The sequence below is a fragment of the Rhodobacterales bacterium HKCCA1288 genome, from assembly GCA_015693905.1.
Taxonomy (GTDB): Bacteria; Pseudomonadota; Alphaproteobacteria; order Rhodobacterales; family Rhodobacteraceae; genus M30B80.
Map to the genome: position 1 here is coordinate 2,233,237 of CP065161.1, position 12,367 is coordinate 2,245,603.

Here is a 12,367-nt window from a genome sequence, read left to right on the forward strand (position 1 = left end):
TCGATATGGGGTTTTGCCGCGCTGCGGCAAGGGGCGGCCTGTCTGGGCGGCGCTCTTTGGCGTGCTGCTGATGCTGCTGCCACAGACGGGGGCCGCACAGGTGCAGGTCGTTGCCTTGGGCGACAGTCTGACCCAAGGATACGGCTTGCCCCAAGGCGAAGGTTTTGTGCCGCAGCTGCAAAATTGGATCAATGAGCAAGGTCTTGATGCACAAGTCGTCAATGCGGGTGTCTCGGGTGACACGACCGCAGGGGGGCTGTCTCGGATTGACTGGACGCTGACCCCTGATGTGGATGCCGTGATCGTGGCATTGGGGGGGAATGACCTGTTGCGTGGGATTCCACCTGCAACTAGCCGCGCCAACCTTGAGGCAATTTTGCAGAAAATATCTGCGCGCAATTTGCCGGTTCTTTTGGTGGGCTTGCCCGCGCCCAATAATTACGGCCCCGCATTTAAGGCTGAATTTGACGCGATTTACCCCGATCTCGCGGCCCAATATGAGACTAGTCTTGTGCTTGATTTTCTTGGGCCTATTGCCGCGGCCGCAGAAAGTAACCGCCAAGAGGCATTGAGCGATTTGATGCAGCCCGATGGCATTCACCCTAATGCCAAGGGCGTGGCTTTGGTGGTCGAGGCACTTGGCCCTGAGGTTGCAAACCTTATTGCCCGCGCCGAGGCAGGCGGGTCATGAGCGAGGCTGCCGATCATCTGCGTGTGGCTCTTGGGCAGATGTGTTCTGCCACGACCCACGCCCCAAATATCGCCGTGATGCAAGAGTTTGCACGCGATGCGGCGGCAGCGGGCGCAGATCTTTTATGTCTGCCTGAAGTGGCGGGTTTGATGTGCCGCGATCGTGAGAAAGCTTTGGCACAGGTCAAGACCGCTTCGGAAGATCCGTTTCTGGATGCCGCGCGCAATGCGGCGCGCAGGCACAACCTTTGGATCCAAGCAGGCACAACACCGATCCGACCTGAAGGCGCAGAAAAATTCCGTAATCACGCTGTTTTGATCGCGCCTGATGGGGATGTGGTCGCGGCCTATGATAAAATTCATCTGTTTGATATCGCACTGGACGGGCAGGCCCCAATTGGAGAGTCGAGCCGATTTGACGCGGGGGATCAGGCGGTGTTGGTCGACACCCCTTGGGGCGCGTGGGGGATGAGCGTGTGTTATGATCTCCGCTTTGCCCATCTCTTTCGCGACTATGCCAAGGCCGGCGCGCGCATGATCTTTGTGCCATCGGCCTTTACGGTGACCACGGGCCAAGCTCATTGGGAGGTTCTGCTGCGTGCCCGTGCCATTGAGACGGGCAGTTTTATCGTAGCCGCCGCTCAATCAGGCAGCCATGAAGATGGGCGCAGCACCTATGGTCATTCGATGATTGTCGCGCCATGGGGCGAGATTTTGTTGGATGCAGGCACGGCAGTGCCCGCCTTACATATCTGCGATTTGGATTTGAGTCGTGCGGATCACGCGCGGGCACAAATTCCGAACCTGTCCAATGAAAGACCCTATCAGCTATCGCGAAAGGATGCGCGCACCAAAGCGCGCAATCCCAACGAAAGATAGGTGTGTCTACCGCTAAGATGGCGTGACCTGCTCTCGTCCTTCTTGGGGCGTTGGGATAAATTAAACCTATCGAAAGCGTGGATGTCTTTGCGATGGATGACGCGGCTTTTGCCAAAGGGGACGGATGGTTTTTGAGTAAGTCTGTCCAGATTGTTGTTGTCGTGAATTCTTTCTGTGGCAATGCGCTGAGGGCGGCATCGTCAAACGTGAAAGGGTTTTCTGCCTCTGGTTTAACCACCAGCAACGCATCATTTGCCAAAGCGCTTTGGGTAGCGGCGCTTAAAAATGCGCCACAAAGCATCAGCCTTGCTGCGCCGCGAAAACTTGCGCGGTTTATCATCATCGTCTCAATCCCAGTTTAGCTTGCATGAATCTATAGCATGACGGTTGTCTTTTTTATGGTATCGAAAGATAGTTATGCCTATCTATCGTTTATAATTTTTCGAGTAAGTATGCTGTGCTGCGAAAGGCTGGCATATTTTTTGAATAAGTAGTCATATAGTATAACTCTATATGATCTTTGTGTATTTAGTTTCGAGGTCGCAGGCGTTGGACAAGGCAAAGTGATCTTGAATATGTGGACGTATCTATTGGGAGATTGTGAATGTCCGAGGGGAATGGGAACGCTGCTGCTGCCCTTCAGGTTTTAATTGCCGATGATCACCGCCTCTTGGGTGAGGCAGTCGCAAACCTTCTGAAAACGGGGGCGGGCTATGGTGTGAAAACCGCTGAAACCTACGACAGCACCCTCAGTGCACTTGCCGAGGCGCAATATGATATTGTGCTGCTTGACCTGAAAATGCCGGGCATGGTGGGTTTGGCCTCTGTGCGCACAGTGATCGAAAAAGCGGGCGCAGGGAAAGTTGTTCTTTTCACTGGCCAAGTGGATCGCCATTTCTTGAATTCTGCGCTTGAGCTGGGGGTCAAGGGATTGATCCCGAAAACTATGCCGCTGCAATCATTGGTATCAGTCATTCAACTGATCGAGTCGGGTCAAGTTTTTGTGCCTATGCAAGAAACGGGCGCGGCGCTGCCCTCAGCGGGTCAAAGCGATGTGCCCCTGACGGAAAAAGAATTTTTCGTGCTGCGTTTGGCGGCAGATGGTCTAACCAATAAGGAAATTGCCCGCGATATGGGCACGACTGAGGTGACGGTGAAGATGCATATGCGTTCAGTTTGTAAGAAACTGGGCGCGCGCAATCGGGCGCATGCCGCAATCATCAGCCGCGAGCGCGCCATTTTGTGACCTGTCGGGTGTAGCGGTCAGTTTTTGGAAGAATTGGCTGGGGTGGTAGGATTCGAACCTACGGTACGCGGTACCAAAAACCGTTGCCTTACCACTTGGCTACACCCCAACCGTGACGCGCTAGTTACTTTGCGCGGGTCGCAGGATCAAGACCCTTGTGCGAAAAATCTTTGGTTTATTTTCGTGGTCTCAAATCGTTTGATCATAGGCCCCGACATCGGGTTCTGTTCGAATGATCGCGTCTAGGTCTTGGAAGATTGCGCGCATTTCTGCTTCGCTGGCGGGACTTTCGCAGACAACCACCAAATTCGGCGTGTTGGATGAGGCGCGCACAAGGCCCCATCCGCCATTTTCCAACATCACCCGCGCGCCATTTACCGTGACAACATCCACGATTTTCTGCCCGCCCAGTGAGCCGCCTTGACCCTGTAAAGCCACGAGTTTTTCCACCAACCGAGCGAGAACATCGTATTTTATCGTGTCCGCGCAATAGGGTGACATGGTCGGGGTGGCGTAGGTTTGGGGCAAAGCGCGGCGCAGATCCGCCATAGAGGCGTCAGGGTTGCGATCCATCAATTTACAGATTTCTACCGCAACGCGCATGCCGCAATCATAGCCACGCCCCAGAGGCGGCGCGAAGAAATAGTGGCCCGATTTTTCGAACCCCGCGAGTGCGCCCAATTCATGCACGCGGCGTTTCATATGGCTGTGGCCGGTTTTCCAATAATCCGCCCGCGCGCCAAGCGCCCGCAATTCAGGATCAGAGGCATAAAGCCCCGTAGATTTCACATCCGCTACGAAAATCGCGCCCTTGTGATGTTTGGCCAGATCGCGGGCCAAGATCACGCCCATCTTATCGGCGAAAATTTCTTCACCTTCATTGTCGGCCACGCCGCAACGATCGCCGTCCCCGTCAAACCCAAGCGCAAAATCAGCGCCGCTTTCACGCACAGTGTCGGCCATGTCATGCAACATTTCCATCGCTTCGGGGTTTGGGTTGTAATGTGGGAATGTGTAATCAAGCGCATTATGTGATGCGACCACCTCGACCCCCATGCGCGCGAATAACTCAGGGGCAAAGGCCGAAGCCGTGCCATTGCCCGTGGCGCAGACCACGCGCAGCTTGCGGGTCATTTTGAAATCGCCAACGAGATCATCCAAATAGGCCTCTTTGACCCCATCGACAAACTCATACGCGCCGCCCGTGCGCGCCACACCCGCGCCGCCCAAAACGATATCGCGCAAACGCGCCATCTCGACTGGGCCATGGGTGAGGGGCTTTTCAAATCCCATTTTCACCCCTGTCCATCCATTGGGGTTATGGCTGGCTGTCACCATGGCCACGGCTGGCGCATCAAGGTGAAATTGCGCGAAATAGGCCATCGGGCTGAGGGCGGGGCCGATATCCCGCACCTTGATCCCCGCCTGCATCAAACCCAAGATCAGCGCGTTTTTAACCGAGAGCGAATAGTCGCGGTAATCATTGGCGACCACGATCTCAGGGCGGATGCCCGCCTCATGCATTTGTGTGCCAAGCCCTAGACCCAAGGCAGTAACGCCTGGCAGGTTGATCTCTTCGGGAAAACGCCAGCGTGCATCATATTCGCGAAACCCGGTCGGTTTAATCATGGGATCGCGCAAAAAGGCCCATGTATTCGGGGTGACCTCGGCGAGGGGTTTTGTCATGACGAATACCTTATTGGGCTTGGGTTAAATGCGGATTGGGTTGGCTTTGGCCAATTGGTCAAGCTGCATCAACATTTCAATTAATGCGGGCATATCCGACAGTCGGATCATATTGGGGCCATCGCAAGGGGCGTTGTCGGGGTCTTGGTGCGTCTCGGTAAAGACCGCGGCCACACCAACCGCCACGGCGGCACGGGCCAAAACTGGGGCGAATTCGCGCTGCCCGCCTGATGCGCCACCCAAACCCCCAGGTTGTGCCACAGCGTGGGTTGCATCCATTACAACGGGGCAGCCCGTTTTTGCCATCTCGGGCAGAGACTGCATATCAACCACGAGGCGGTTATAGCCGAAACTGACCCCGCGCTCGGTGAGCAGGATCCGATCATTGCCCGTGCTTTCGATTTTGGCGACCACATTGGGAATATCCCACGGGGCAAGAAACTGTCCCTTTTTGACGTTGATCACGGCACCCGTCCTTCCCGCCGCTAGCAAAAGGGCGGTTTGGCGGCACAGAAAAGCAGGGATCTGGAGAACATCCACCACCTCGGCCACGGGGGCGCATTGCTCTTTTTCGTGAATATCGGTCAGAACAGGCACGCCAAGCGTGGATTTAACAGATGCTAAAACCTCAAGGCCTTTATCCAAACCCAAGGGGGGCGCGGCATTGAGTGAGGTGCGATTGGCCTTATCAAAGCTGCCCTTGAAAATATACTGCGCGCCTGCCTTTTCGCAGGCCTCTTTTAGGATACCTGCAATCATCTGCGCATGGTCTGCGCTTTCCAATTGGCAAGGCCCCGCAATAAGCGTGAGCGGGCGGTCGTTGCCGACCGTCAGATTTCCGATTTGCACGTCTCTCATAGTTTTTACGCCGATACCTGTTCGCGAAGAATGGATGCTGTCATTGATATCAACAGGTAGATGCCCGAAAACACAAGGAAGGCAAGCAATGTATTTTCAAAACTGCGCGGATAGGCCGCCTCGTCAGGGGCGATAGGAAAGACCCCGATAGAGAGGTAAAGCGTTTGGCGATTGGCCTCGATCCGTGCGCCCTCCATCTGTTGCAGAGCTTGGCTGAGCATTTGTTGGCGTGTTTCTAAATCGGTCTAAGCCACCATCAATTCCGACTGCACCCGTGCAAGTGAGGTTTCGCCTGTATCCGTATCGGTCAGGCCACTGCGCAGGCTTTCGATTAAGGTTTCAAGGCTTGCAATATTGCGTTCAGCCACCTCAACACGGGTCGAGTTGGGGCGAGGGTTCGATAACAGTTCACTCAAGCGCAGTCTTTCTTCCTGCAATTGCAGCTCGAAATTCGAGATCTGCTGGAACACGGTTGCAACCTCGCGATCAGCTGACAAAATCCCGCGCCGTTCTTGCAATTCGATCACGCGTTGACGCGCGGACATCATATTAGCCTCGGCTTCTTCATAACTTTCCCGCGCGCCACGCATTTGATCTTCGCGTAAACGTTGGCTCATTTGATCCACCCGCTCTTCAGCGTAGGTGATCAAGGCGGTTGAGAAATTCTGCGAGGTTTCAGGATCAGAGGCCAGAACCTCCATCTTGATTAAGCCTTCGGTCGGGTCATAGCCAATGGTCAGGTGACGCAGATAGGTGTCGTATAGCTCTTCGTCACTGGCATTGGCGGGTAAACGCGTCAGTGGGTCAAGGGCGGGGTCACTGAAATGTGCGCGCAGGTTCATCTCTTCATCAAGCCGCAGCATTGCTTCGCGACTTGTCAAATAGCTTTGGACGGTGATGCTTTCTTGGACTGTAGCAAAACTTGATCCGCCAAGTAGCCCACCCAAGCCCGAGGAACTGCTTTGTGCCTCGGCCTTTTGGATCAAGAATTCGGTATTGGTGGCATACATCGGTGTCGCCACCATGTAGAAATACCACCCCACAAGCATGGTGGGTAAGAGCACGAAAAATGCCAAACGTGCGCCAAGTAGCACCAATTTACGTTTGCGCCGCCGTGCGATTTCCATCTGCACATGGCGAATTTCGGCCAGCCGGCCCGCCTCGTCCATAGGGGCTGCAGCCGTGGGAGAGGCAGGCAGGGTTTGGCGAGTAATGCGCGCGGGCAAGTTTTGGCTTGCACCCTCCTCCGCCTCAGGGCCGCTGTTTGAAAATAGGTTGATCATCGGCGTGCGGGCAAATGGGTCAAGGCCACGTTGGCGCAGCATCCGCACCGCATCAAAATCCGAAGCGGGCTCCAGACCATGCTTCAACGCTAAGCGCCGTGCCATCCGCAACTGCCGACCTGTCAGACCTTCACGCCGTATCTCGGCCAGCGCCTCTTCGATCTGCTGCGCCTCAGAATTTGCAGGGGGCAGGGATGTGGTGCCTGCTGCATGTGCCGCTGATCCTGGGAAAACGCGATCACCGAATCCGTCATCATTGGGGTCAAAGGGACGATCTTCGGTTGCGGCTTGATCCGTTTGATGGGGTGCAGTTCCGCCTGCAATGCTGCCTAATCGGAATTTGCGTGCCTTAGGTGGAGTAGTCATAAAGCGCCTTTGCCTCCTCCAAATTGTTGAAACGATAGAGCGCGCCATCGCGCAGAACGGCGGCTTTCTGGGCAAAACGCTCTACGGTTCGCATTTGGTGTGATACGATAATGACTGTGGCTGATTTCAAACGCTCCGCGAGGATAGAGCCCGCACGGCGGTTGAATTCCGCATCAGTGGATGAGGGCATCCCCTCGTCAATCAAGTAAATGTCAAACTCAAGCGCGAGCAGCAGCGAAAACGAAAACCGCGCCCGCATGCCCGAGGAATAAGTGCCAAGGGGCCGATCAAAATATTCACCTAGATCGCAAACCCATCGACAAAAGGCTTGAACATAGTCGGCATCAAGGCCGTAAAGATGGGCGATGTAGCGTGCGTTCTCACTGGCTGAGAGGCGCCCGACCACCCCGCCCATAAACCCAAGCGGAAAGGAAATGCGACAGCCCCGGTGAATTTCTCCTTCGTCAGGTTTTTCAAGGCCCGCCATCATGTTGATCAATGTGGTTTTCCCAGTGCCGTTTGGGGCCAGAATCCCCAAAGACTGTCCGAGATCGACCCGAAACGAGGCGCGATCAAGGATCACCTTTCTCTGGGTGCCCGTCCAAAACGATTTGGAAACATTCACAAATTCGAGCATTCTCAGCCCTATACTGCTTGCCTAAGCGCCGATTATTCTTCGCGCATTTTCCCATATATGACATTTATGCATGGTTTATGTCTATGAATTATGTGTGAGGTGGGGCGGGTTTGGCAATTTGTTGCAAGATTGGGTGTGATCCTGCGCCCCGCCCTTGCGCAGGCCGAGGCAGGGCAATACGGGATGGGGGAAATAATCCTGGCCTGCGCGTCTTTTGCGCAAGATGTTGGAGTGTTGATGGATGACCGAAACGCCCTTGGATCATGCCCATGCGCAAATGCAAGCAGACCCTGATGCCCAGATGCCGCGAATGCGGTTCTATGACCGCCTTTTGGGGGCTGAGCTATTCGTGCTGCTTGAGCGCCCAATGGCCGCTGGGCAGGATCGGATTGAGCCAAAAATCCTGACATCTGAGGGGGTTTCCTTTGTCTTGGCCTTTGACCGCGAAGAACGGCTGTCGCAGTTCGTGGACGGGGTAGAAGCTCCCTATGCTGCGCTTACGGGGCGGGCCTTGGCGAAAATGTTGGCACCTCAGGATATTGGTCTGGGCTTGAACCTTGGGGTCGCGCCCAGCGAGATCTTGCTTGACGGCGCTGCGATGATCTGGCTGCGCGATATTGCCGAGCAGGGGCCAACATCCATAGATGCGCGCCCCGTGTCGCTGAACGCACCACGCGGCCTGCCGCAAGATGTTTTGATTGCGTTGGACGCCAAATTAGCAGGGCTGACGGGGTTGGCCGCAGGGGCCTATCTTGCCTTAGCCGATTATGCCGATGGCAGTCACAGCCATATTCTATGCTTTATCGATGCAGCGCCTGAGGCGCATGAGGCCTTGGCGCGCGCCGTTTCAGAAACGCTCCATCTGTCTGGCGTTGAGGCGGGCATGCTTGACGTGGTGTTTTTGCCGTCACATGAGGCCTTTGTTGCCAAATTGGCGAAGGTTGGCTTGCGTTTTGATCTGCCACAGGTTGAAAAGCCACGGGAACGCCCCGCGCCGGGATCGGACCCAGATAACCCACCCAAGCTGCGATAGCTTGGCCCGCTGCAACGAAAGGCTTAGCCATGCAAACCGCATTGACGACCGAGCTCTACATTCTCGCCCTCGCTTTCTTTTTACAGGTATTCCAATTGATGCTGTATGGCGTTGTTGCGAATTTACAGGTCGGGGTTGGGTATTCCATGAGTGCGCGGGATACAGCCAAAAGCCTAACGGGTGTGGCAGGCCGATTGCAGCGCGCCTTAAACAACCATTTTGAGGCATTGATCCTCTTTGCCATCGCGGTGGGGTTGGTAACGGCGCTTGGGGCGTCTAATGCTGCCACCGAAATTTGCGCCCATGCCTATTTGGTGGCGCGGATCCTTTATGTGCCAGCCTATGCGCAGGGACTCACGCCGTGGCGGTCTGTCATTTGGGCGGTTGGGTTCTTTGCGACAATCGCTATGGTTGTGATCGCAGTTTTTTAATTTGTGATCACAAAGCCGAAAATCACCCCCTGAGCCGCGCTATTTTGGCCCGTTTTCGGGGGGGTGAGGGGTGAAAATCCTTGTTTCGCGCACGCCAATTTCCTATGCGCTTGGCAAATTCGGCCTGACACAGGGCCACGACCAAGCGCCAAGGAGGCGAAGATTATGGCAGATTATGATGTTATCGTTATTGGCGCAGGCCCTGGTGGCTATGTGTGTGCAATCCGTTGCGCACAGTTGGGCCTAAAGACCGCCTGTGTCGAAGCCCGCGACACATTGGGCGGCACATGCCTTAATATCGGCTGCATTCCGTCTAAGGCGCTGCTGCACGCTAGCCATGCCTTGCACGAGGCAGAACATAACTTCGCCAAGATGGGCCTCAAAGGTGCTGCGCCCAAGGTCGATTGGAAAGGTATGCTGGCCTATAAAGATGATGTGATTGGCCAAAACACCAAAGGGATCGAATTCCTGTTCAAAAAGAACAAGGTGGATTGGATTAAAGGCTTTGGTTCCATCCCCGCAGCGGGGCAGGTGAAGGTTGGCGACACAACCCATAACGCAAAATCGATCATTATTGCATCTGGCTCAACGCCGTCCACGCTGCCAGGCATTGAGGTAGACGAAAAAATCGTGGTCACGTCTGAGGGTGCCTTGGCTCTGGGTAAAGTGCCCAAGAAAATGGTTGTCATTGGTGCTGGGGTTATCGGTCTTGAGCTTGGGTCGGTCTATGCCCGTCTTGGGGCCGAGGTCGAGGTGATTGAGTATCTCGATACCATCACCCCCGGTATGGACAGTGAAGTTGCCAAGAATTTCCAAAAAATTCTTTCAAAACAGGGTTTGAAATTTACGCTTGGCGCCGCTGTTCAAGGGGTAAAAACGACCAAGACCAATGCGACTGTCAGCTACAAATTAAAGAAAGATGACAGCGACCATCAGGTTGTTGCGGATGTGGTTCTGGTTGCGACTGGGCGCAAACCCTACACCGAGGGGCTTGGCCTTGATGCGCTTGGGGTGGAACTGTCCGAGCGCGGCCAAATCAAAACGGATGGCCACTGGCAGACCAATATCAAGGGCGTTTATGCGATTGGCGATTGTATCGCAGGCCCAATGTTGGCGCATAAAGCCGAGGACGAAGGCATGGCCGTTGCCGAGGTTGTCGCGGGCAAACATGGTCATGTGAATTATGGTGTGATCCCTGGCGTGGTTTACACAAACCCCGAAGTGGCTTCGGTTGGCGCGACTGAGGAGATGCTGAAGGCTGAGGGCCGCGCTTATAAGGTTGGGAAATTCTCCTTTATGGGCAACGGCCGCGCTAAGGCGAATTTCGCGGCGGATGGTTTTGTGAAAATCCTTGCCGACAAAGACACTGACCGCATTTTGGGGGCTCATATCATTGGCCCTGCAGCAGGGGATTTGATCCATGAGGTTTGTGTCGCGATGGAATTTGGCGCCAGTGCGCAGGATTTGGCGCTGACCTGTCATGCGCATCCTACATTCTCTGAGGCAGTGCGCGAGGCGGCATTGGCCTGTGGGGATGGGGCGATCCACGCCTGACTTGCGGCGTTTGAAACAAAGAGATGCCGAATGCAGGGGAGGCATTCGGCATCTTTCCTTTGGGGTGACTTGCGCAACAGTCGGGGAAACCTTGGGCAAGTCTAACGGCGGTTTCCTGATTGGGGGACTGCAAACCGCATGGCTCATTTAAAACCCGATTCGGTTTAAGCAATGGTTAATGGTCAGCCTCAGGCGGCCAGCAGCCTTAATCCATGGGTGACATCGGCCCGAACGGCCAAGCGCAACCCTGGCTCATCTCCAGCCTTTAATGCAGCGAGGATTGAGCGATGATGCTGCGGTGCATCGGTTCGGTTGAGCCGCCCGTAGAGGGCGCGCATGGTCGGCCCCAATTGCAGCCAAACCGTTTCCGCCAAAGCCAACATTGCGGGCGCTTGTGCGCGCAAATAGAGCGTGCGGTGGAATTCAAGGTTATAGCGAATATAGGCAATGGCATCGCCCGTATGGATCACCCCTGCAATCGCGCTATTGGTGCTTTCCATACGTTCGATAAGGGCCATATGCGCCCGCGGCAGGGCGCGTGCGGCCAATTCAGGCTCAAGCAAGGCGCGTAACGCTGCCAATTCTTCGATCCGTTCATTACTAAGTTCTGGGGTCGATACGCGGCCAGAAGCCGATAAAAACAATGCACCTTCGCTGACCAAACGCCGCACCGCCTCGCGCGCAGGGGTCATGGATACCTGAAATTCTTGGCCAATTCCGCGCAGCGTCATTGCCCGCCCCGGTAAAATTTCGCCATGCATGATGCGCGAGCGCAAAGCGCGATAGACCCGTTCATGGGCCACGGCAGCGGTTTGTTCAGCTGGGCGCGGGTTGATCAACATAGGCTATATGTGATCACAAACCTTATCCCGTTGGCAAGCTCTCAAAACGCCAAGCCAAAATCTCGTTCCCATGGGTTTTGAGCCATGCGCGATGCCGTTGATACTCAGGGCAAAGCGCGGCGCAATGTGCCCAGAATTTTGGGCCGTGGTTCATTTCTGCCAAATGCGCAACCTCATGGGCGGCGACATAATCTAGCACCTCAGGCGGGGCCATGATCAGTCGCCAAGAATACATCAAATGACCCTGCGCCGAGCAACTGCCCCAGCGGCTTTTGGTGTCACGAAGTGTGAGCTTGGAAAACTGTCTTCCCAGTTTATTCGCGTAATATTCCGAGGCTGTGTGGAGCCGCGCATTGGCGCGGGTTTTTAGAAAGGCGGCCACGCGAATGGGCAGGCGTGGATCATCGGCAACGCTTAAACATCCATCGACCAGCTTTGCGGAACGGCCACTGCCTGCGATGATTGGATGGGGAACACCTTCGATGGGAATCACCGCACCAATGACGGGGCGCTGTGCTGTGGGGCGGTTTTGCAAATGCCCCATCAACCAATCACGGCGAGCGTGCAGAAAGGCCAAGGCCTCACCTTCTGGCGCCCAATGGGGCATGGTTAGGCTGACAGTGCCATCTCGATTGGACACCCGTAACGAAAATCGCGTGGCGCGCACGGATTTCTTCATCACCACCTCAACGGGCTGTGGCCCGTCCAACTGGTGAATCCAAGATGATGTCTTGCGCCGCATCGCAATAAGCCTCTGTGTTTCGTCAATCGAACGGGCAATCCGCGCATTAGTTTTCGGAAAGCCTTTGACACCCTATTCACATTGTGGCAGGGGATCGCAATTCTCTCGATAGCGTTCATT

12 protein-coding genes, 1 tRNA gene and 1 pseudogene are annotated in these 12,367 nt (G+C 55.1%); 7 read left to right on the forward strand and 7 right to left on the reverse strand.

Annotated features, from left to right (window positions below; genetic code table 11):
- The first annotated feature begins 70 nt into the window (after positions 1-70).
- The 4 genes from I3V23_10985 (at position 71) to I3V23_11000 (ending at position 2,815) form a co-directional block, all read left to right on the forward strand.
- Complete coding sequence (locus I3V23_10985; protein ID QPI86801.1) at positions 71-691, forward strand: arylesterase; 621 nt, start codon at positions 71-73, stop codon at positions 689-691.
- Positions 688-1,569, forward strand: coding sequence for a carbon-nitrogen hydrolase family protein (locus tag I3V23_10990; protein ID QPI85085.1), 882 nt, complete (start codon positions 688-690; stop codon positions 1,567-1,569). Before I3V23_10985 ends, I3V23_10990 begins: the two co-directional genes overlap by 4 nt.
- A 92-nt stretch (positions 1,570-1,661) precedes the next feature.
- The gene (locus tag I3V23_10995; GenBank protein QPI85086.1) at positions 1,662-1,931 is read left to right on the forward strand and encodes a hypothetical protein; all 270 of its coding nucleotides are present in this window, start codon (positions 1,662-1,664) and stop codon (positions 1,929-1,931) included.
- Between the two features lie 242 nt (positions 1,932-2,173).
- Complete coding sequence (locus tag I3V23_11000; protein ID QPI85087.1) at positions 2,174-2,815, forward strand: response regulator transcription factor; 642 nt, start codon at positions 2,174-2,176, stop codon at positions 2,813-2,815.
- A 34-nt stretch (positions 2,816-2,849) separates the two neighbouring features.
- Here the strand turns inward: I3V23_11000 and I3V23_11005 are convergent.
- The 5 genes and pseudogenes from I3V23_11005 to I3V23_11025 form a co-directional block, all read right to left on the reverse strand.
- Positions 2,850-2,924 (reverse strand) — tRNA-Gln (locus I3V23_11005).
- Positions 2,925-3,004: 80 nt separating this feature from the next.
- Positions 3,005-4,501, reverse strand: a complete 1,497-nt coding sequence (locus tag I3V23_11010) for a phosphomannomutase/phosphoglucomutase (protein QPI85088.1) — start codon at positions 4,499-4,501, stop codon at positions 3,005-3,007.
- A 24-nt stretch (positions 4,502-4,525) separates the two neighbouring features.
- Positions 4,526-5,359, reverse strand: coding sequence for a 3-deoxy-8-phosphooctulonate synthase (gene kdsA / locus I3V23_11015; GenBank protein ID QPI85089.1), 834 nt, complete (start codon positions 5,357-5,359; stop codon positions 4,526-4,528).
- Positions 5,360-5,364: 5 nt separating this feature from the next.
- Positions 5,365-7,008: pseudogene (locus tag I3V23_11020) on the reverse strand (capsule biosynthesis protein).
- Positions 6,992-7,645: an ATP-binding cassette domain-containing protein gene (locus tag I3V23_11025; protein ID QPI85090.1), complete on the reverse strand. Its 654-nt coding sequence runs from the start codon at positions 7,643-7,645 to the stop codon at positions 6,992-6,994. Before I3V23_11025 ends, I3V23_11020 begins: the two are co-directional and overlap by 17 nt.
- A 241-nt stretch (positions 7,646-7,886) precedes the next feature.
- Between I3V23_11025 and I3V23_11030 the strand changes: the two genes are divergently transcribed.
- The 3 genes from I3V23_11030 to lpdA all read left to right on the forward strand — a co-directional run bounded on the left by I3V23_11030 (position 7,887) and on the right by lpdA (position 10,663).
- Entirely contained in the window at positions 7,887-8,678 is a 792-nt protein-coding gene (locus I3V23_11030; GenBank protein QPI85091.1) for an SseB family protein, read from the forward strand.
- Between the two features lie 41 nt (positions 8,679-8,719).
- Positions 8,720-9,109 (forward strand): MAPEG family protein, encoded by a 390-nt coding sequence (locus tag I3V23_11035; GenBank protein ID QPI86802.1) that lies wholly within the window; start codon positions 8,720-8,722, stop codon positions 9,107-9,109.
- 165 nt (positions 9,110-9,274) lie between these two features.
- On the forward strand, positions 9,275-10,663 hold the full coding sequence (lpdA, locus tag I3V23_11040; GenBank protein ID QPI85092.1) for a dihydrolipoyl dehydrogenase: 1,389 nt from the start codon (positions 9,275-9,277) through the stop codon (positions 10,661-10,663).
- 188 nt (positions 10,664-10,851) lie between these two features.
- On the opposite strand, the gene I3V23_11045 is transcribed toward lpdA, so the two are convergent.
- Positions 10,852-11,505: a GntR family transcriptional regulator gene (locus tag I3V23_11045; protein QPI85093.1), complete on the reverse strand. Its 654-nt coding sequence runs from the start codon at positions 11,503-11,505 to the stop codon at positions 10,852-10,854.
- Positions 11,506-11,527: 22 nt separating this feature from the next.
- Positions 11,528-12,247, reverse strand: coding sequence for a M48 family metallopeptidase (locus I3V23_11050; protein QPI85094.1), 720 nt, complete (start codon positions 12,245-12,247; stop codon positions 11,528-11,530).
- Positions 12,248-12,367: the final 120 nt, after the last annotated feature.